This window comes from Nissabacter archeti, assembly GCF_018257325.1.
In the GTDB taxonomy this organism is placed as follows: Bacteria; Pseudomonadota; Gammaproteobacteria; order Enterobacterales; family Enterobacteriaceae; genus Chimaeribacter; species Chimaeribacter arupi.
The window spans coordinates 1-19,798 of sequence record NZ_JAERKB010000024.1 but is presented as its reverse complement, the minus strand read 5'-3'; the positions used below and the strand labels follow the sequence as shown (position 1 = coordinate 19,798).

The following is a 19,798-nucleotide window of genomic DNA, read 5'->3' as shown; positions in this document are numbered from 1 at the left end:
GGTATATAAAAGCATTACAGCTCCGCATCGAGTTATAAATACACTGGTAACACCAAAAGCATTCCGGCATGCCCGCCTGTCGGGATTGAGACAGGTGAGAGATGAGAGCAAACGTCCTGAAAATAAAAGCCTTATTCGCCGCCGCCCTCCTGAGTGCCGCGGCTTCCGGTGCGTCTGCCGCTGAGCTGCTCAACAGCTCGTATGATGTGTCACGCGAGCTGTTTGCTGCCCTCAACCCGCCCTTTATCCAGCAGTGGAATGCGCAGCACCCTGATGATCCGCTCACTATCCGCCAGTCCCACGGCGGCTCCTCCAAACAGGCGCTGGCGATCCTCCAGGGGCTGAAGGCGGATGTGGTGACGTACAACCAGGTGACTGATGTGCAGATCCTGCATGACCGCGGCCGGTTGCTGGCGGCGGACTGGCAGGCACGCCTGCCGAATAACGGCTCGCCGTTCTACTCCACGATGGCGTTCCTGGTGCGCAAAGGCAACCCGCGCAACATCCATGACTGGGGCGATCTGGTGAAGCCGGGTGTGTCGCTGGTGTTCCCGAACCCGAAAACCTCCGGCAATGGCCGTTACACCTATCTGGCGGCGTGGGGCGCACTGAGTAAAGCCCACGGCGGCGACGCCGCGCAGACCCGCACGCAGATGCGCCAGTTGCTGAAAAACGTGGCGGTGTTTGATACCGGCGGCCGCGGCGCGACCACCACCTTTATTGAACGTGGCCTGGGCGATGTGCTGATCAGTTTCGAGTCAGAAGTGAATAACATCCGCAAGCAGTACGGGGCGGACAACTATGAAGTCGTGGTGCCGCCGGTGGACATCCTGGCGGAGTTCCCAGTGGCCTGGGTGGACAAAAATGTCCGCGCCAACGGCACGGAGCAGGCAGCCAAAGCCTACCTGACGTGGCTTTACAGCCCGGCGGCGCAGCAGATTATCACCGGGTTCAACTACCGCGTGTATGACGCAAAAGCGATGGCGGCCGCCGGTGCACAGTTCCCGAAAACCACGCTGTTCCGCGTGGAAGAGGCATTCGGCAGCTGGCCGGAGGTCATGAAGACCCACTTCGCCAGCGGCGGCGAGCTGGATACATTGTTAGCACAAGGGCATCAGTAATGTTGTTGGCCAGTAAACGAGTTCTACCCGGTTTCACCCTCAGCCTCGGCAGCAGCCTGCTGTACGTCTGCCTGATCCTGTTGCTGCCGTTGAGCGCGCTGGTGATGCAGTTGTCGCAGATGACGCTGGCACAATACTGGGAGGTGGTGTCCAGCCCGCAGGTGGTGGCGGCTTATAAAGTGACGCTGCTGTCGGCGGCGGTAGCCAGTATTTTCAACCTGTTTTTCGGCATGTTGATGGCCTGGATCCTGACCCGCTACGAATTCCCCGGCCGCAGCCTGCTGGACGGGCTGATGGACCTGCCGTTTGCGCTGCCGACCGCCGTGGCCGGCCTGACGCTGGCAGGGATGTTCTCCACCACCGGCTGGTATGGCGAGTGGCTGGCGCAGTTTGGCATCAAAGTCTCCTATACCTGGCTCGGCATCGCGGTGGCGATGGCCTTCACCAGCGTGCCGTTTGTGGTGCGCACGGTGCAGCCGGTGCTGGAGGAGCTGGGGCCGGAGTATGAGGAAGCGGCTGAAACCCTCGGGGCCAGCCGTTGGCAGAGCTTCCGCCGGGTGGTGCTGCCGGAAGTGGCCCCGGCGCTGATCGCCGGCACGGCGCTCTCGTTTACCCGCAGCCTGGGCGAGTTCGGTGCGGTGATCTTTATCGCCGGTAACATCGCCTGGAAAACGGAAGTGACGTCGCTGATGATTTTTATCCGTTTGCAGGAGTTTGACTACCCGGCCGCAAGCGCCATCGCTTCGGTGATCCTTGCCGCCTCGCTGCTGCTGCTGTTCGGCATTAACACACTGCAAAGCCGCTTCGGCAAGCGCCTGGGAGGGCAATAATGGCTGACGTACCGCTTTTTACCGGCTCTGCCCGCGCCAAAATCAACTGGGGCAAATGGCTGCTGATTGGGCTGGGTGTGGTGATTTCCCTGCTTTTCCTGGTGATGCCGCTGGTGATGATTTTCCATACCGCCTTCTCCAGTGGGATGGACGCCGTCTGGCAGAACCTCTCTGACCCGGACATGCTGCACGCCATCTGGCTGACGGTGCTGGTGGCGCTGATTACCGTGCCGGTTAACCTGGTGTTCGGCACGCTGCTGGCCTGGCTGGTGACGCGCTTTAATTTCCCCGGCCGCCAATTGCTGCTGACGCTGATTGATATCCCGTTCGCGGTGTCACCGGTGGTGGCGGGGCTGCTTTACCTGCTGTTCTGGGGCACCAACGGCCCGGTCGGCGGCTGGCTGGATGCACACAATATCCAGCTGATGTTTGCCTGGCCCGGCATGGTGCTGGTGACCATTTTCGTGACCTGCCCGTTTGTGGTCCGTGAGCTGGTGCCGGTGATGCTGAGCCAGGGCAGCCAGGAGGATGAGGCCGCCGTGCTGCTGGGCGCGTCCGGCTGGCAGATGTTCCGCCGCGTCACGCTGCCGAACATCCGCTGGGCGCTGCTGTACGGCGTGGTGCTGACCAACGCCCGTGCCATCGGTGAATTTGGCGCGGTGTCGGTGGTTTCCGGCTCGATCCGCGGCGAAACCTATACCCTGCCGTTGCAGGTAGAACTGTTGCATCAGGATTACAACACTGCCGGGGCCTTTACCGCCGCCGCGCTGCTGACCCTGATGGCCATCGTAACCCTATTTCTGAAAAGTGCCCTGCAATGGCGCCTGGCGCGCACCAATAGCCGCCTTGAACAGGAGGAAAAGAATGAGCATTGAGATCGATAAAATCAGCAAATACTTTGGCCGCACGAAAGTGCTGAATGATATCTCGCTCGATATTCCTTCCGGCCAGATGGTGGCGCTGCTGGGGCCGTCCGGCTCCGGGAAAACCACGCTGCTGCGCATTATCGCCGGGCTGGAGAGCCAGAACGGCGGCCGCCTGAGCTTCCACGGCAAAGACGTGTCCCGCCTGCATGCGCGCGATCGCCAGGTCGGGTTCGTGTTCCAGCACTACGCGCTGTTCCGCCACATGACGGTGTTTGACAACATCGCCTTTGGCCTGACGGTGCTGCCGCGCCGTGAACGCCCGTCGGCTGCGGTGATCAAACAGAAAGTAACCCAGTTGCTGGAGATGGTACAGCTCGGCCACCTGGCAAACCGCTACCCGGCCCAGCTCTCCGGCGGGCAGAAACAGCGTGTGGCGCTGGCGCGTGCGCTGGCCGTGGAGCCGCAGATTCTGCTGCTGGATGAGCCGTTCGGCGCGCTGGATGCGCAGGTGCGTAAAGAGCTGCGCCGCTGGCTGCGTGAGCTGCACGAGGAGCTGAAGTTCACCAGCGTGTTCGTGACCCACGATCAGGAAGAGGCGATGGAAGTGGCCGACCAGGTGGTGGTGATGAGCCAGGGCAATATTGAGCAGATCGGCACGCCGGACGAGGTATGGCGCGAGCCGGCGACCCGCTTTGTGCTGGAGTTCCTCGGCGAGGTCAACCGGCTGGACGGCGAAATCCGCGGCTCGCAGCTGTTTGTCGGCCCGCACCAGTGGCCGCTGGCGCTGACGCCGATGCACCAGGGGCCGGTGGATCTCTTCCTGCGCCCGTGGGAGATGGAAGTCAGCACCCAGCCCAGCCCGCGCTGCCCGTTGCCGGTGCAGGTGCTGGAAGTCAGCCCGCGCGGCCACTTCTGGCAGCTTACGGTGCAGCCACAGGGCTGGCAGCAGGATCCCATCAGCGTGGTGATGACCACCCAGGAGAGCGAAAAAGCGCCGGTACGCGGCAGCCGTTACTACATCGGCAGCCTGAACGCCCGGCTCTATGCCGGTGACCAACCGCTACAACCTGTTGCGTTGGCGCAGAGTGCCTGATAATTTTTAGGCACCACAGCACGCAAGGGCGGCCCTGGAGGCCGCCCTTCTTATTTTCTCCCCCGAAGGCATCAATCGTGACCACGCTGGAACACTGCATCGGCAATACGCCGCTCATCAAATTACAACGCCTGACCCACGGCCTGACCAGTGAAGTCTGGGTCAAGCTGGAGGGCAATAACCCGGCCGGGTCAGTGAAAGATCGCGCTGCCCTGTTTATGATCCAGCAGGCAGAAAAACGCGGCGAGCTGCGCCCCGGCGACACGCTGATTGAGGCGACCAGCGGCAACACCGGCATTGCGCTGGCGATGATCGCCGCCATGAAGGGCTACCGGCTGAAACTGCTGATGCCGGAAAACATGAGCGCCGAGCGGCAGGCGGCGATGCGCGCCTACGGCGCAGAGCTGGTGCTGGTGAGCCGGGAGGGCGGCATGGAAGGCGCGCGCGATCTGGCGCGGCAAATGGCGCAGGAGGGGCAGGGGATTGTGCTCGACCAGTTCAACAACCCGGATAACCCGCTGGCGCATTTCACCACCACCGGCCCGGAGATCTGGCAGCAGAGCGGCGGGCGGCTTACCCATTTTGTTTCCAGCATGGGCACCACCGGCACCATCACCGGCGTCAGCCGTTACCTGAAACAGCAGAACCCGGCAGTGCAGGTCATTGGCCTGCAACCGGCGGAAGGCAGCAGCATCCCCGGTATCCGCCGCTGGCCTGAGGCCTATCTGCCGGGCATTTTCCGCCCGGAACTGGTGGATGAGGTGATCGACATGAGCCAGGCGCTGGCGGAGCAAACCACCCGCGCACTGGCGCAGCAGGAAGGCATTTTCTGTGGCGTCAGCTCCGGCGGTGCGGTAGCCGGTGCGCTGTGCCTGGCCGCCGCCCACCCCGGCAGCATGGTGGTGGCGATTGTCTGCGACCGCGGCGACCGTTACCTCTCCACCGGCATTTTCGGCTGAAGGTTGCCGGTCTACTCCCGTTCCAGCGCGTGGATCGGGTCCATGCGCGCCGCCCGGCGCGCCGGGAAGAAGCCGAACAGGATACCGATCAGGCTGGAGCAGACAAACGCCGCCACAATCGAGAACGGGGAGTAGATCATGCGGAACGGGCTGTTGAACTGGCTGAACAGCACGCCAATCCCCAGTGACAGCAGCACGCCGATAATGCCGCCCAGCAGGCAGACCAGCACCGCCTCAATCAGGAATTGTTGCAGGATGTCCCCGGCGCGTGCGCCCACGGCCATCCGCACACCGATTTCGCGGGTGCGTTCCGTGACCGACACCAGCATGATGTTCATCACGCCAATCCCGCCGACAATCAACGAGATCAACGCAATCATCGACACCAGCAGCGCCAAGGTGTTGGTGGCGCTTTCGATCGTCTGGCGGATGCTGTCAGTGTTCATCACAAAGAAATCTTTGGTGCCGTGGCGCTGTTCCAGCAGGGCGGTGATGCCGCGCTCAGCCGCGTTGAGATCGACATTGTCACTGACCCGCACCGTGATGCTGCTGAGGTAGGTTTTGCCCAGCATCCGCCCCATGGCGGTGCTGTACGGGATCCAGACATTCAAACTTTCGTTGCTGCCGAACCCGCCCTGTTTCTGCGCCGCCACGCCCACCACCCGCACCGGCAGGCTGCCGAGCAGGATCACCTGGCCGACCGGGTTTTCACCGCGCACAAACAGCTTGTTGCGGGTGTTGGTGTCGATCACCGCCTCCTGCATCAGCTGGTCGACGCTCTGGCGGGTGAAGGCCATGCCTTGCGCCATGCTGTAGCCGCGCACCACAAAGAACTCCTCACCAACGCCGCTGACCGTGCCGGTCACGGATTCGCTGCCGAAGCGGAATGTGGTGCTGGTGGTGACGCCGGGCGTGACGCTGTGCACGTACGCCTGCCGCCGCAGGGCATCGGCATCGGTGGCGCGCAGCGTCTGGATGGCGGCGGAGCGCATGTCGCCGAAATCTTTGCCGGGGAACACTTCCAGCGTACTGGTGCCCATCGCGCTGATGTCTGCCAGGATTTTTTCCTGCGAGCCTTTGCCGAGCGCCACCACTGACACCACCGAGGCGATGCCGATAATGATGCCGAGCATGGTCAGGAAGGTGCGCAGCCGCTGGGAGGCCATCGCCAGCAGCGCCATTTTGAACGCCTCGCTGAAGCGGTCACGCTGCGCCCGCCAGCGGGACGCCGGGGCCGCAGCCGGTGGCTCTGCCATCACGGCAGGTGCCGGGGTCAGCGGTGGCTGCGGGTTGGCGCGATCCGCAATGATTTCGCCGTCGCTGATCTCGATGATCCTTTCGGCATGTTGCGCGATCTGCATGTCATGGGTGACGATCACCACCGTGTGGCCCTGGGCGTGCAGATCTTTTAAGATCGTCAGCACTTCCTGCCCGCTGTGGGTATCCAGTGCGCCGGTGGGTTCATCCGCCAGGATCACTTCCCCGCCGTTCACCAGCGCCCTGGCAATACTAACCCGCTGCTGCTGGCCGCCGGAGAGCTGGCTTGGCCGGTAATGGAGCCGCTCCGCCAGCCCCAGCCGGGTAAGCAGTGCAGCCGCCCGTTGGCGGCGCAGATCGTGGCGGGTGCCTGCATAGATCGCCGGGACTTCCACATTGCCCAGCGCCGTCAGGTCACTGAGCAGGTGGTAGCGCTGGAAGATGAACCCAAAGTGTTCGCGCCGCAGTTCGGCGAGCTGATCGCGGCTGAGTTCACGGGTGGCGCGCCCGGCCACCCGGTACTCCCCGGCGCTGGGCTGGTCAAGGCAGCCCAGCAGGTTCATCAGCGTTGATTTGCCGGAACCGGATGCGCCGACAATCGCCACCATTTCCCCGGCCTGCACCGACAGGTTGATGCCCTTGAGCACGGTAATGCGCTGTTCACCGGCCATAAACTCCCGGCGGATGCCGGTCAGCTCAAGCAGCGGGGCAGCGGGGCGGGCATCACGCATCATGACCTCCCGCCTGCGGCCGCAGGGGCGGCGTCACCCAGCGGGTTAATCACCACTTTTTCCCCGACTTTCAGGCCCGTGGTAATTTGTGCCTGCACATTGTTGTTCAGGCCGACCGTGACCTGGCGCTCATGCGCCTCGCCCTGCGCGTCCACCACCTGCACCGTGGTGCGCTCCCCGGCACGGTGCAGCGCCGCGGCCGGGACAACCACCGCGTTTTTGATAGCGGCCAGCACAATGTACACCTGCGCGGTCATGGAGATCCGCAGCACGCCCTCCGGGTTGGCGACATCAAACAGCCCGTTGTAGTAGATGGCGCTGGTGGTGGTGCTGCTGCTGTTGCTGGTGCCGGTCAGGGCGCTGCTGCTCTCGTCATTGATCGAGTCCGGCGCCGGTTCCACCGCGCGCAGGGTGGCCTGATAGCGCGTGCCCGGCCGGCCGAGGATGGTGAAGTAAACCGGCATCCCGGTGCGTACGTTGACCACATCCGCTTCGGAGATCTGCGCCTTGATGGTCATGGTGTCGAGATCCGCCACTTTGATGATGGTCGGCGTGCTCTGCACGGCGTTCACCGTCTGCCCGGCCTCAACCGGGATCGCCACCACGGTGCCGGCCATCGGCGCGCGGATCTGGGTATAGCCCAGATTCACCTGCGCGGTATTCTCCGCGATTTGCGCCTGGACGATCTGGGCTTCCAGCGCATTCAGCTCCGCCTCGGTCGCTTCCAGTGCCGCGCGGGCGGCGTCATAATCTGCCTGGGCACCGACGCCGCGCGCCAGGATGTCTCTCTGCCGGTTGAAGGTCAGCCGGTCATTGCGCAGCTGCGCCAGCCGTGCCGCGCGTTGCGCCTGCACATTTTTCAGCGCAGCCTGGGCATCACGCAGGCTGTTCTGCTGGGTCAGATCATCGATTTCCGCCACCAGTTGCCCGGCGGTGACTTTATCCCCCAATGCCACATGCAGCGCCTTGATCTGGCCGGAGGCCTGCGCCCCGACACTGACCTGTTTCTGCGCCTCGATGGTGCCGTCCGCCAGCACGGTATGCTCCAGATCCTCCTGGGTGACCGTGGCGGTGATATAGTCCGGCGGGGCAGGGCGGTGGAAGGCACGGTAGCCGACCGCAGCTATAATCAGCAGAACCAGCATAATCAGTATCGTGCGACGGGTGAAAAAAGTGGATCGTCCTGTGGTGTGCGACGCCATCATCCAGCGGTTCCTTGTTTCAGAAGTAAAAGTCTTCAGCAGTAAAATGTAGTCAGAAATAAAACGTAGCCAGCGGCAGGAAAAGAGTGCGAGCGGATAATTTACCCCGCACGGGCATTAAGCGCGATACGGGCGTAGGATAATGTGTAAAAAAACAGTAAATGCTGCTGCACAGCCCGGTCAACGGGGTAAAAATGAGCAATCTATGCGTATAAGGTCCAAAAAATGAAAATTTTGTTAGTCGATGATGATCTCGAGCTCGGCACCATGTTGAGTGAGTACCTGATTGCCGAAGGGTTTGATGCCTCGCTGGTGCTGACCGGTAAAGCCGGGGTGGAAGGGGCGCTTTCCGGCGACTACACCGCGATGATCCTCGATATTATGCTGCCGGACATGAGCGGTATTGATGTGCTGCGGCAGGTACGGAAAAACAGCCGCCTGCCGATCATTATGCTGACGGCCAAAGGCGACAACATCGACCGGGTGATTGGCCTGGAGATGGGCGCGGATGACTATATGCCGAAGCCTTGTTACCCGCGCGAGCTGGTGGCCCGCCTGCGTGCGGTGCTGCGCCGCTTTGAGGAGCAGCCGGAAGTGGCGTCTGACTCCGCACCGGTCAGCTACGGTTTCCTGACGCTCAACCCTTCCACGCGCAACAGCGAGTGGCGTGAGCAGGCATTCGACCTGACGGCATCAGAGTTCAACCTGCTGGAGCTGCTGCTGCGTTCGCCGGAGCGCGTGGTGTCCAAGGATGAGCTGTCAGAAAAAGGGCTGGGCCGCCCGCGTGAAGCCTATGACCGCAGTGTGGACGTGCATATCAGCAATATCCGCCAGAAACTGGCTGCCCTGCCGGGCGGCGAGACCCTCACCATCGAAACGGTACGCAGCATTGGCTATCGCATTAAATAACAACATGCGCGGCCGGCTGTTCTGGAAAATCCTGCTGGGTTTCTGGTTCACTTTTGTGCTGATGACGCAGGTACTCTGGGTGATCTTCACGTTTTACGGCAATCACCATGAGCCGCCGGAAAGCGGGCTGGCACGCCGTTTCGTGAAATTACAGATGACCTCCGCCATCTCCACGCTGCAACGCGGCGGCCTGCCGGCGCTGGAAGCAATGATGGCCAACTGGCCGGACAGCGATAAACAGTATTTTAGCGTGACGCGGGCCATGCTGCCGGCACCCGGCGTGTCGCTGGACGCGATGGAACCCGGTGCGAAACCGGTGCAGATTGTGGCGTTTGTGCAGGGGCCGGACGGGCAGGGCTACCGCCTGCGTTATAACGTGCGCGGTTTGATGGATGAATACCACCACAGCCGCCCGCGGGACATCCTGCATGTGCCGGCCCCGCTGTTCTGGATCGGGGCGCTGGGCGGGCTGCTGTTCAGTGCGGTGCTGGCCTGGAACCTGACCCGGCCGTTGCAGCAGATCCGCGGGGCATTTGATCGGGTGTCGCAGGGCGATCTCTCAGTGCGGCTGTTCCCGCGGATGCGCCGCCGCCATGATGAGCTGGCGATGGTGGCGCGGGATTTTGATGCGATGGCCGAGCGGTTGCAGGTGCTGGTGAAAGCGCGTGAGGAACTGCTGCACGATGTGTCACACGAGCTGCGATCGCCGCTGGCCCGCCTGCAACTGGCGATCGGGCTGGCGCGGCAAAACCCGGTGAACGTAGAGAACTCCCTGCAACGTATTGAGCACGAAGCCGGGCGGCTGGACAAGATGATTGGCGAACTGCTGGCGCTGTCACGCGCGGAAAACAGCACCATGCCGGACGAAGAGTATTTCGACCTGCTGGGGCTGGTGGAAGCGGTGGTCAACGATGCGCGCTATGAGGCGCAGATCCCAGGCGTCAATATTGCGCTGGACGCGGATGAACAGCGTGAATACACCGTTAAGGGCAATGCGGAGCTGATCCGCCGCGGGGTGGATAACGTGGTGCGCAATGCGCTGCGCTTCTCGGCGCAGGGGCAGACCGTGACCGTGTCCCTGCGGGCAGCAGACGCCTATTATCAGATTGATGTGGCCGATCAGGGGCCGGGTGTGGAAGAAGAGAAGCTTTCCAGCATCTTTGACCCCTTCGTACGGGTGAAATCCCCGCTCTCAGGCAAAGGCTATGGGCTGGGGCTGGCGATTACCCGGAAAGTGATGCTGGCGCATCAGGGGCAGGTGGAAGCGCGTAATGTGCAGCCGCATGGCCTGGTGATTACCCTGCGTATCCCGCAGTGGACCGCGCCCTGAGACGGGGCCGGGTAACGGGGGATCTTTTTGGTGTCATCTTCAGCATAACCGTACGGCACAAAGAACGGCACAAAGAAAAACGGCACCCAGGGGTGCCGTTTTTGTTGCAGTCTGCCGCCGGGGCAAACGCGTAGATTACTTGCGGATGCGGATAACCGGGGTTTCACCCACGGTCACGCTGCCGGAAAGTTTAATCAGTTCTTTGATCTCGTCCATGTTGGAGATCACCACCGGCGTCAGGGTAGACTTGGCTTTCTCTTCCAGCAGCGGCAGATCGAACTCAATAACCACGTCGCCCTTCTTAACGCGCTGGCCTTCTTCAGCGATGCGTTTGAAGCCTTCGCCTTTCAGTTCCACGGTATCGATACCGAAGTGGACGAACAACTCAATGCCACTGTCGGATTCGATTGAGAAAGCATGGTTGGTTTCAAAGATTTTGCCGATGGTGCCATCTACCGGGGCAACCATTTTGTTACCCGCAGGTTTGATTGCAATGCCATCGCCGACAATCTTTTCCGCGAAAACGACATCAGGCACATCTTCAATGTTGACGATTTCGCCAGAAATCGGGGCCACGATTTCAATCATGCCCGACTCTTTCTTATCATCAGAAACCAGTGATTTCAGTTTATCGAACAAACCCATGATCTTCTCCTAAGCATTAATTTGGGCGGCGTTCCACGCAGCGGAATCAGCAGAGTGTTTTCTCTTCGATGAACTTGTTCACCAGGTTCATCAACTCTTGCGCCGTCGGCTGAGCAAGTGCTTCGTCGGCCAACGCCTTCACATCTTCGAAGTTCGTATTACGAATAATTTTCTTGATGCGTGGGATCGAAATAGCACTCATGCTGAACTCATCTAATCCCATGCCCAATAACAGCAGTGTAGCACGTTCGTCGCCTGCTAGCTCGCCGCACATGCCTGTCCACTTGCCTTCAGCATGAGATGCATCAATAACTTGCTTAATAAGCGTCAGAACAGCCGGTGACATGGGGTTGTAGAGATGAGAAATCAGCTCATTGCCACGATCTACTGCCAGAGTATACTGGGTTAAATCGTTTGTCCCAATACTAAAGAAGTCAACTTCCTTCGCCATATGGTGTGCGATCGCGGCCGCAGCCGGGGTTTCGACCATCACGCCCACTTCAATGGTTTCATCAAAGGCTTTGCCTTCATCACGCAGTTGCGCCTTCAGCAGCTCCAGCTCCTGTTTCAGCTCGCGGACTTCTTCAATCGAGATGATCATCGGGAACATGATGCGCAGCTTGCCGAACGCAGAGGCACGCAGGATGGCGCGCAACTGGGCGTGCAGGATTTCTTTACGATCCAGACAGATGCGGATTGCACGCCAGCCGAGGAACGGGTTCTCCTCTTTCGGCAGGTTCATGTACGGCAGGTCTTTGTCACCGCCGATGTCCATGGTGCGCACAATCACTGCCTGGGAGCCCATCGCTTCCGCGACGGCTTTATACGCCTGGAACTGTTCTTCTTCCGTCGGCAGGGCGTCACGGTCCATAAACAGGAACTCCGTGCGGTAGAGGCCCACGCCTTCCGCGCCGTTACGCTCAGCACCGGCGACATCCCGCACGGTACCGATGTTGGCACAGACTTCAACCTGATGGCCGTCAAGGGTGATGGCCGGCAGGTCTTTCAGTTTCGCCAGATCGTTTTTCTCGGTCACATACTGGTTGTGAACCGCTTTCAGTTCGTCGATCACGTCAGCCGTCGGGTTGACGTAAATCTTGTTGTTAACGGCGTCCAGAATCAGGTAGTCGCCGTTGTGAACCTGTTTGGTCACGTCGCTGGTGCCCACAATCGCCGGCAGCTCCAGGGAGCGCGCCATGATGGAGGTGTGGGAGGTACGGCCGCCCAGGTCAGTGATGAAACCCAGCACCTTGTTCAGGTTCAGCTGTGCGGTTTCAGAAGGGGTCAGGTCGGTCGCCACCAGGATCACTTCATCCTGAATGGAGCCGAGATCAACAATGGTCATGCCGAGGATATTGCGCAGCAGACGCTTGCCGATGTCACGCACGTCAGCCGCACGTTCTTTCAGGTATTCGTCATCCAGTTCTTCCAGGGCATGTGCCTGAGACTCGATCACAGAATAGGCGGCGGCGTCAGCCGTGGCATGCTCATCTTTGATGAGGGCTATGATTTCCTGCTCAAGCTCTTCGTCTTCCAACAGCATGATGTGGCCTTCGAAGATCGCTTCTTTCTCTTCCCCGAAGGTTTCGCCGGCTTTGGTTTTAATGATTTCCAGCTGAGCAGAGGCTTTCGCCCGGCCCGCGAGGAAACGTTCGACTTCCTGATCAACCTGATCAGCAGAGATCTTTTTCCGGTCGATGATAATTTCATCTTCTTTCAGCAGAAGAGCCTTACCGAAAGCGATACCCGGTGATACTAAAATGCCTGAAATCATAACCCTACCTTACTCTTGACTGATGTTAATAATAAAGACGGGCTTTTTTATTCGAGCTCAGCCATCAGTTTTACCAGGTGCTCAACTGCGTTCTGCTCGTCTTCGCCTTCAGCAGAGATAGTCACTACAGTGCCTTGAGTCAGACCCAGGGTTTGCAGTTTGAAAAGGCTTTTAGCGCTCGCGCTTTTGCCGTTGGATGTGACAGTGATGTCAGAGGCAAAACCTTTTGCTTCTTTGACAAATTGTGCAGCAGGGCGAGTGTGCAGGCCATTCGGAGCGGTAATAGTAACTTCTTGCTGGAACATTATGTTTCCCCAACTTATTGGATTAATGTTGTGGAGCTAAAGTTTAGCCTACGCGGCTGACTTTAGCCTGTTTGATAGCGCCTGACGAAGTCAGGGGCAAGCTCTGATGCTACAGGAAACGCCAGGGCCGCACGGTAATAAAAACCCCGGTGCAGGGCGATTCCAATCCGCGCCCCATTATGCCGTGTTTGTCCGGATTGTAACAAACAGGTAAACCGATTCAGCAACAGTGCCAGATGGGCCGCGATTAATTTTGCGCATCGAAATAATTGCTCGCTTAAATACTAGACCTGGTGGTCAAAAGCAATCTTCAGGTAGTGCAAACTTTGACGCAGACCACAAAAAAGCACCCCGGAGGGTGCTTTTTTCAGCGTTGCCAGGCTTATGGCACTATTGTTGCAGCTCACTTTCTGTAAACAAATCTGCAAACAATGCCGTGCTCAGGTAGCGCTCACCGGAAGAGGGCAGAATAACGACAATGTTTTTATCGGTAAACCCAGCTTCTTCTGAAAGTTTGACCGCTGCCGCTACCGCCGCACCTGACGAAATCCCGGCCAGGATGCCTTCTTCGTCCATCAGACGGCGCGCCATGCTGATGGACTCATCGTTGGTAATTTTAGCGACCCGGTCAAGCAGTTCCAGATCCAGGTTGCCTGGGATAAACCCGGCACCGATGCCCTGAATTTTATGCGGGCCGGGTTTCACCTCTTCACCGGCCAGCGTCTGGCTGATAACCGGCGAGTCAGCCGGCTCTACCGCCACCAGGGTAATCGCCGGGTTTTTGCTTTTCAGGAAGCGCCCCGCGCCGGTAATGGTGCCGCCGGTGCCCACACCGGCGATCAGCACGTCCACTTCGCCGTCGGTATCTTCCCAGATCTCGGGGCCGGTGGTTTTTTCATGGATGTCCGGGTTGGCAGGGTTGCTGAATTGCTGGAGGATCAGGTAACGCGCCGGGTCAGAGGCCTGAATCTCTTCCGCTTTGGCAATGGCCCCTTTCATGCCTTTGGCGCCTTCGGTCAGCACCAGGTTGGCCCCCAGCGCCTTCAGCAGTTTGCGGCGCTCCACGCTCATGGTTTCCGGCATGGTCAGCGTGAGTTTGTAACCGCGGGCGGCGGCCACATAGGCCAGGGCAATCCCGGTGTTACCGCTGGTGGGTTCCACCAATTCTTTCTCTTTGGTCAGAATGCCTTTCTTTTCCGCATCCCAAATCATATTGGCGCCAATACGGCATTTGACGCTAAAGCTCGGGTTACGCGATTCGACTTTGGCGAGGATACGCCCGTTGCCGATACGGTTAAGGCGTACCAGCGGCGTATGGCCGATTGTCAGAGAGTTGTCTTCATAAATCTTGCTCATAACCCGTCCTTTAACTGGTTGAAAATTTTGGGGAACGCCACGAGCATACGCTAACGTCTCCCACAAGGAAGTAAAGAATTGGTATATCTATATGTTATTAGGAAATATGTTTTTGTCACAATAACAAGAGGAAGGCGGGGAGAAAAACTCCCCGTAAAAGGCAGGGATCAGCGGCGGATTTCACCGCGCGGCGTGCGGTAACGATCAACCCACATCGCGGTGGCGCCGCAGACGGCAACCGGCATGATGAACAGGTTAAGCAGCGGGATCATGGTGAACAGGCTGACCAGCGCACCGAACTGCAGATTATGGAATTTATGACGGCGCAGCGCCCGGCGCATCTCGGCAAAGCTGACTTTGTGGTTGTCAAACGGGTAGTCGCAATATTGGATCGCCAGCATCCAGGCGCTGAACAGGAACCACAACACCGGAGCCACGGTCTGGCCTATACCGGGGATGAAGTAGAGCACCAGCAGCAGCAGGGCGCGCGGCAGGTAGTAAACCAGCTTCAGCCATTCGCGTTTCATGATCCGCGGCAGATCTTTCAGGATGCCCAGCAGGCCGTTGTCCGGCAATGGGGTGCCGGTAAGGTGCCCTTCGAGCTGTTCGGCCAGCAGCCCATTGAACGGGGCGGCAATCCAGTTGACCAGGGTGCTGAACAGATAACTGAACACCAGCACGATGGAAATCACCGCCAGCGGCCACAGCAGGTAGCTCAGCCACTGTAGCCAGTCAGGCACATGGCCCATCAGCGTGGGTATCCAGTTGTCGAGCCGGGTATAGAGCCACCAGAAAGCGGCACCCATCAGGATGATGTTGAGCAGCAGGGGAATAATGATAAAACGTTTGATACCGGGCAGGGAGAGCAGGCGCCATCCCTCGGCCACATAATGGAACCCGTTAGCCCCATCTGGCGCGTGTCGTGGTGCAGGCATGAAAGCAACATCTCAACGTGGTAAATCGGCCCGGCTATCATATCGGGATGATTTTCAGCTGGCTAGGGGCCAATTGTTGGAAAAAACAGCAAAAAAAGGGTGGTCGCTCATGTTTATGCCGGGAAAACAGAGTCAATACTTGCACTTGTGTACGCGGGCAAATAGAGTTACTAGAATGAATGTTTTCCGTGGCAACCAGGCTGCGGTGGCAATGTATAAAAGCAACCAGAGATAGCAATGATGCAGGATTTGCGTCTGATATTAATCGTTGTTGGCGCGATCGCCATAATAGCGTTGTTATTGCATGGTCTGTGGACCAGCCGCAAGGAACGCTCATCCCTTTTCCGCGATCGCCCGGCTAAACGAACGAAAAAAGAGCGAAACAGTGCCCCGGCTGATGAGGTGGACGATGGGGTAGGTGATGTACGGGTGCGTGCCCTGCATCCGCATGATGAGCCGGAGCTGGGTCAGTTTGATGCACCCGACGCGCCGCCGGCACGCCGTCCTGTTCCGCCGCAACCGGCTCCTCAGCCCCGCGCGCCGGAGCAACCGGCCCCGCAGGCACGTGCGCCGCAACCGGCTGCGCCTGAGGGCGATGATCCGTTATTGACGGGCTATTCCGCTGCGGAGCCGGCCACCGCGCCGGCAGCCCGCCAACGTGAGGTGCCGGCGCACGAACCGGTCAATACCTTTGTGCCGGCCGAGGACGATGAAGACGATCTGCCGGTATTCGGGACGGCGGCTGCGCCTGCTGCCGAGCGGCCTGCACCGGCTGCTGCCCCGGCACCGGCTGCTGCCCCTGACGCACCGGCTGAGCCGGTGACGCCGCCTGCGCCGCCGAAAGAAAAACTCACTGAAACGGTGCTGGTGCTGCACGTTGCCGCCCATCAGGGTGGGGTAATCAACGGTGAAGTGTTGTTGCAGAGCGTGTTGCAGGCTGGCTTCCAGTTTGGCCAGATGAACATTTTCCACCGCCACCTCAGCCCGGCAGGCAGTGGGCCGGTGCTGTTCAGCATGGCAAACATGGTGAAACCCGGCTCCTTCAACCCGGACACGATGGCGGACTTCTCCACGCCGGGCGTGACGATGTTTATGATGGTGCCGTGCTATGGCGATGCCAATCAGAACTTCAAATTGCTGCTGCAGTCTGCTCAGCGTATTGCGGATGATGTCGGTGGTGTGGTGCTGGATGATGAGCGCCGCATGATGACACCGCAGAAACTGGAAACGTACAAAGCCCGGATCCGCGAAGTGCTGGAGGCCACGGCCTGACGGCCCTGACCGGCCTGCGCCGGGCACTGCATCCCCCTCTCCAAACCCCCGCATGTCGGGGGTTTTTTATCCTCTAATGGTGAGCCAATGGAACCGATCAATCAAAAAATCAATCAACTGCGGGCCTCACTGCGCCATCACGAATACCAGTATCACGTTCTGGATGCCCCCGAAATTCCCGATGCGGAATATGACCGGCTGATGCGCGAACTGCGCGAGCTGGAAACCGCCCACCCGGAGCTGATCACTGCCGATTCCCCGACCCAGCGGGTCGGCGCGGCACCGCTGACCGCCTTTGAACAGGTGCGCCATGACGTGCCGATGCTGTCGCTGGATAACGTGTTTGATGAAGACAGCTACCTGGCGTTCAACAAGCGGGTGCAGGACCGGCTGAAAAGCCCGGACACCCTGACGTTCTGCTGTGAATTGAAACTGGACGGCCTGGCGGTCAGCCTGCTGTATGAAAACGGTGAGCTGGTGCGCGCTGCCACGCGCGGCGACGGCACCACCGGCGAGAACATTACCGCCAACGTGCGCACCATCCGCGCGATTCCGCTGCGCCTGACCGGGGAGAACATCCCACGCCGGGTGGAAGTCCGCGGTGAAGTCTTTATGCCGCAGAAAGGGTTTGAGGCGCTGAATGAGGAAGCCCGGCGCACCGGCGGCAAGGTGTTTGCCAACCCGCGTAACGCGGCGGCCGGCTCCTTGCGGCAGCTTGACCCGCGCATCACGGCCAAACGTCCGCTGACCTTTTTCTGTTACGGCGTCGGGGTGCTGGAAGGGGGCGAATTGCCGCGCAGCCACTGGGCGCGCCTGATGCAGTTCCGTGACTGGGGGTTGCCGGTCAGCGATCGTATCCGTTTATGCACCGGCAGCGAAGAGGTGCTGGCATTTTACCGTCATATCGAGGAAACCCGGTCCACGCTCGGTTTCGACATCGACGGCGTCGTGATTAAAGTCGACTCGCTGGATCTTCAGGAAGCGTTAGGCTTTGTGGCGCGCGCGCCGCGTTGGGCCATCGCGTTTAAGTTCCCGGCTCAGGAGCAGATCACGACCGTGCGGGATGTGGAGTTTCAGGTCGGGCGCACCGGTGCGATTACCCCGGTGGCGCGGCTGGAGCCGGTGCTGGTGGCCGGAGCAATGGTCAGTAACGCCACGCTGCACAATGCCGATGAGATTGAGCGCCTTGGCCTGCGTATCGGCGATACGGTGATTGTGCGCCGCGCCGGGGATGTGATCCCCCAGGTGGTTGGCGTGGTGATGAGCGAGCGCCCGGAACAGGTGCGTGAGGTGGCGTTCCCCACCACCTGCCCGGTGTGCGGCTCGGATGTCGAGCGGGTGGAGGGCGAGGCGGTGGCCCGCTGTACCGGTGGCCTGTTCTGCGGCGCACAGCGTAAAGAATCCCTCAAACACTTCGTGTCGCGCCGGGCAATGGATGTAGACGGCATGGGCGATAAGATCATCGATCAGCTGGTGGAGAAAGAGTATGTCAAAACCCCGGCCGATCTGTTCCGCCTCACCGCCGGGGTGTTGACCGGCCTGGATCGCATGGGGCCGAAATCCGCGCAGAACCTGGTGAATTCCCTGCAAAAGGCCAAGCAGACGACGCTGGCCCGCTTCCTCTATGCGCTTGGTATCCGTGAAGTCGGGGAGGCTACCGCAGCCAACCTGGCGGCGCATTTTGGCTCAGTCGACGCGCTGAAGGCCGCCGATCTGGACGCGCTGAAAAGCGTGCAGGATGTCGGTGATGTGGTGGCGAAACATGTGCGTAACTTCCTGGAGGAGACGCATAACCAGCAGGTGATTGATGAACTGCTCGACCCGGCCATCGGCATCCACTGGCCTGAGGTACAGGTGATTGTGCCGGAGGAAATCGACAGCCCATTCGCCGGGAAAACCGTGGTGCTGACCGGCTCTTTGACCGTGCTGTCACGCGATGAGGCCAAAGACCGGCTGACGGCGCTGGGCGCGAAAGTCAGCGGCAGTGTTTCGAAGAAAACCGATTTGGTGATTGCCGGTGAGGCCGCAGGCTCGAAGCTGGCAAAAGCGCAGGAGCTGGGGATTGAGGTCATTGACGAAGCGGAAATGATCCGCCGGTTGGACGCCTCCGCATGATGGAGAAAGAGGATCTGGTGGCGATTGCCACCACGCCCATGCCGTTCGGCAAATACCAGGGGCGGATGTTAATCGATCTGCCGGAAGAGTATCTGCTCTGGTTCGCCCGCAAAGAGGCATTTCCGGAAGGAAAACTGGGCCAGTTGATGCAACTGACCCTGGCTATCCGCATGGAAGGCCTGGAGGGACTGGTCAGGCCGCTGAAACGCAGCTGACATGCCGTGAACCGTGATGGCACCGTCGGGCACGGCATGACGCCGTGCCCGAGCCATATTCCCCCTGCCGCCGGTGCGGAGAGTCTTAAACGTAGATATCGATCTGGTTAGTGGCGCTCGGCCGGTTTACCCCTTCAACACGCGCAGTGCTGGGCTCGACAGAGCTGGCTTGCGCGGCCTGTTGTTTCTGTTGGGCTGCCTGTGCCTGCTGCGCTTCCAGACGGGCGATCTGTGCCTGCAACTGGGCAATCTGCGCTTGCAGCAAATCTTTCTGTTTCTGGGCGTCTTCACTGCTCTCAGAAGACGTGCCCAGATCTTTAACCTCTTGGGTCAGTTTCTGGATCTGCTTGTTCAGCTGAGCAATTTGCTGCGCCGGATCGCTGGAAGAAGAGCCGCTGGTGCTTTGGGTCGATGTGGAGCCTGATGCGCTGATCGTTGTCATGATTACCTCAATAGTAAGTGGTTACCCGGAACGCGGGCTTATTGGGTATCGGCGATGTATTTCAGTGCTTTATCGTCCTTTCGAATTTTTTACACTCTCCGGGCAGGCAACGGCCAAAGGGCAGGTGAGGGCAGGCATACTGAGAAAACAGGCATAACAGGAAAAATAAAAAGCAGAAGGCGATAACAATCAAACAGGGCGTGGTAACAGAAGAGGGTATAACGGGAGGGTGACGCGTGTGAGGATAAAACAGGAAGTGAGAAATGGTGGGCGATGACGGGCTCGAACCGCCGACCCCCTCCGTGTAAAGGAGATGCTCTACCAACTGAGCTAATCGCCCATTTCTCAAACAGGGTACTGCTATTGATGGTGGGTCGTGCAGGATTCGAACCTGCGACCAATTGATTAAAAGTCAACTGCTCTACCAACTGAGCTAACGAC

At 59.7% G+C, this 19,798-nt stretch carries 18 protein-coding genes and 1 tRNA gene; 10 read left to right on the top strand and 9 right to left on the bottom strand.

Annotation, left to right across the window (positions count from 1 at the left end):
* Positions 1-101 precede the first annotated feature (101 nt).
* The 5 genes from cysP (at position 102) to cysM (ending at position 4,869) form a co-directional block, all read left to right on the top strand.
* Positions 102-1,121, top strand: a complete 1,020-nt coding sequence (gene cysP / locus JK232_RS22425) for a thiosulfate ABC transporter substrate-binding protein CysP (protein ID WP_101829323.1) — start codon at positions 102-104, stop codon at positions 1,119-1,121.
* Positions 1,121-1,951, top strand: coding sequence for a sulfate/thiosulfate ABC transporter permease CysT (gene cysT / locus JK232_RS22420; protein ID WP_072933106.1), 831 nt, complete (start codon positions 1,121-1,123; stop codon positions 1,949-1,951). The genes cysP and cysT overlap by 1 nt, the downstream gene beginning before the upstream one ends.
* Positions 1,951-2,826 carry a sulfate/thiosulfate ABC transporter permease CysW gene (cysW, locus tag JK232_RS22415; RefSeq protein ID WP_101829324.1) on the top strand — a complete coding sequence of 292 codons (876 nt, stop codon included), beginning with the start codon at positions 1,951-1,953 and terminating at the stop codon, positions 2,824-2,826. Before cysT ends, cysW begins: the two co-directional genes overlap by 1 nt.
* Positions 2,816-3,910 (top strand): sulfate/thiosulfate ABC transporter ATP-binding protein CysA, encoded by a 1,095-nt coding sequence (gene cysA / locus JK232_RS22410; protein ID WP_072933110.1) that lies wholly within the window; start codon positions 2,816-2,818, stop codon positions 3,908-3,910. Before cysW ends, cysA begins: the two co-directional genes overlap by 11 nt.
* A gap of 77 nt (positions 3,911-3,987) precedes the next feature.
* Positions 3,988-4,869, top strand: a complete 882-nt coding sequence (gene cysM / locus JK232_RS22405; RefSeq protein ID WP_072933112.1) for a cysteine synthase CysM — start codon at positions 3,988-3,990, stop codon at positions 4,867-4,869.
* An 11-nt stretch (positions 4,870-4,880) separates the two neighbouring features.
* Here the strand turns inward: cysM and JK232_RS22400 are convergent, their stop codons facing one another.
* Positions 4,881-6,857, bottom strand: coding sequence for a MacB family efflux pump subunit (locus tag JK232_RS22400; protein ID WP_212589711.1), 1,977 nt, complete (start codon positions 6,855-6,857; stop codon positions 4,881-4,883).
* The gene (locus tag JK232_RS22395; protein ID WP_246538807.1) at positions 6,857-8,059 is read right to left on the bottom strand and encodes an efflux RND transporter periplasmic adaptor subunit; all 1,203 of its coding nucleotides are present in this window, start codon (positions 8,057-8,059) and stop codon (positions 6,857-6,859) included. The genes JK232_RS22400 and JK232_RS22395 overlap by 1 nt, the downstream gene beginning before the upstream one ends.
* A 225-nt stretch (positions 8,060-8,284) precedes the next feature.
* On the opposite strand from JK232_RS22395, the gene JK232_RS22390 reads away from it, so the two are divergent.
* Positions 8,285-8,968: a response regulator transcription factor gene (locus JK232_RS22390; RefSeq protein WP_072933114.1), complete on the top strand. Its 684-nt coding sequence runs from the start codon at positions 8,285-8,287 to the stop codon at positions 8,966-8,968.
* A 4-nt stretch (positions 8,969-8,972) separates the two neighbouring features.
* Positions 8,973-10,298 carry a sensor histidine kinase gene (locus JK232_RS22385; protein ID WP_072933116.1) on the top strand — a complete coding sequence of 442 codons (1,326 nt, stop codon included), beginning with the start codon at positions 8,973-8,975 and terminating at the stop codon, positions 10,296-10,298.
* A 135-nt stretch (positions 10,299-10,433) separates the two neighbouring features.
* On the opposite strand, the gene crr is transcribed toward JK232_RS22385, so the two are convergent.
* The 5 genes from crr to cysZ all read right to left on the bottom strand — a co-directional run bounded on the left by crr (position 10,434) and on the right by cysZ (position 15,313).
* Positions 10,434-10,943, bottom strand: a complete 510-nt coding sequence (gene crr, locus JK232_RS22380; protein WP_072933119.1) for a PTS glucose transporter subunit IIA — start codon at positions 10,941-10,943, stop codon at positions 10,434-10,436.
* Between the two features lie 46 nt (positions 10,944-10,989).
* Entirely contained in the window at positions 10,990-12,717 is a 1,728-nt protein-coding gene (gene ptsI, locus JK232_RS22375) for a phosphoenolpyruvate-protein phosphotransferase PtsI (RefSeq protein ID WP_072933121.1), read from the bottom strand.
* 47 nt (positions 12,718-12,764) lie between these two features.
* Positions 12,765-13,022 (bottom strand): phosphocarrier protein Hpr, encoded by a 258-nt coding sequence (gene ptsH, locus JK232_RS22370; RefSeq protein WP_072933123.1) that lies wholly within the window; start codon positions 13,020-13,022, stop codon positions 12,765-12,767.
* Positions 13,023-13,412: 390 nt separating this feature from the next.
* Positions 13,413-14,378, bottom strand: coding sequence for a cysteine synthase A (gene cysK, locus JK232_RS22365; RefSeq protein WP_072933125.1), 966 nt, complete (start codon positions 14,376-14,378; stop codon positions 13,413-13,415).
* 167 nt (positions 14,379-14,545) lie between these two features.
* On the bottom strand, positions 14,546-15,313 hold the full coding sequence (cysZ, locus tag JK232_RS22360) for a sulfate transporter CysZ (RefSeq protein ID WP_212589707.1): 768 nt from the start codon (positions 15,311-15,313) through the stop codon (positions 14,546-14,548).
* A 237-nt stretch (positions 15,314-15,550) separates the two neighbouring features.
* Here cysZ and zipA point away from each other — a divergent pair, with 237 nt between their 5' ends.
* The 3 genes from zipA to JK232_RS22345 all read left to right on the top strand — a co-directional run bounded on the left by zipA (position 15,551) and on the right by JK232_RS22345 (position 18,915).
* Positions 15,551-16,585 (top strand): cell division protein ZipA, encoded by a 1,035-nt coding sequence (gene zipA / locus JK232_RS22355; RefSeq protein WP_212589706.1) that lies wholly within the window; start codon positions 15,551-15,553, stop codon positions 16,583-16,585.
* An 87-nt stretch (positions 16,586-16,672) separates the two neighbouring features.
* Positions 16,673-18,700 (top strand): NAD-dependent DNA ligase LigA, encoded by a 2,028-nt coding sequence (gene ligA / locus JK232_RS22350; RefSeq protein ID WP_072933132.1) that lies wholly within the window; start codon positions 16,673-16,675, stop codon positions 18,698-18,700.
* Positions 18,700-18,915, top strand: a complete 216-nt coding sequence (locus tag JK232_RS22345) for a DUF3820 family protein (protein WP_072933189.1) — start codon at positions 18,700-18,702, stop codon at positions 18,913-18,915. The genes ligA and JK232_RS22345 overlap by 1 nt, the downstream gene beginning before the upstream one ends.
* Positions 18,916-19,000: 85 nt before the next feature.
* On the opposite strand, the gene JK232_RS22340 is transcribed toward JK232_RS22345, so the two are convergent.
* Both JK232_RS22340 and JK232_RS22335 read right to left on the bottom strand, forming a co-directional pair.
* Positions 19,001-19,357, bottom strand: a complete 357-nt coding sequence (locus tag JK232_RS22340; protein WP_101836130.1) for a FlxA-like family protein — start codon at positions 19,355-19,357, stop codon at positions 19,001-19,003.
* A 264-nt stretch (positions 19,358-19,621) separates the two neighbouring features.
* Positions 19,622-19,697, bottom strand: a tRNA-Val gene (locus JK232_RS22335).
* Between the last annotated feature and the right edge of the window lie 101 nt (positions 19,698-19,798).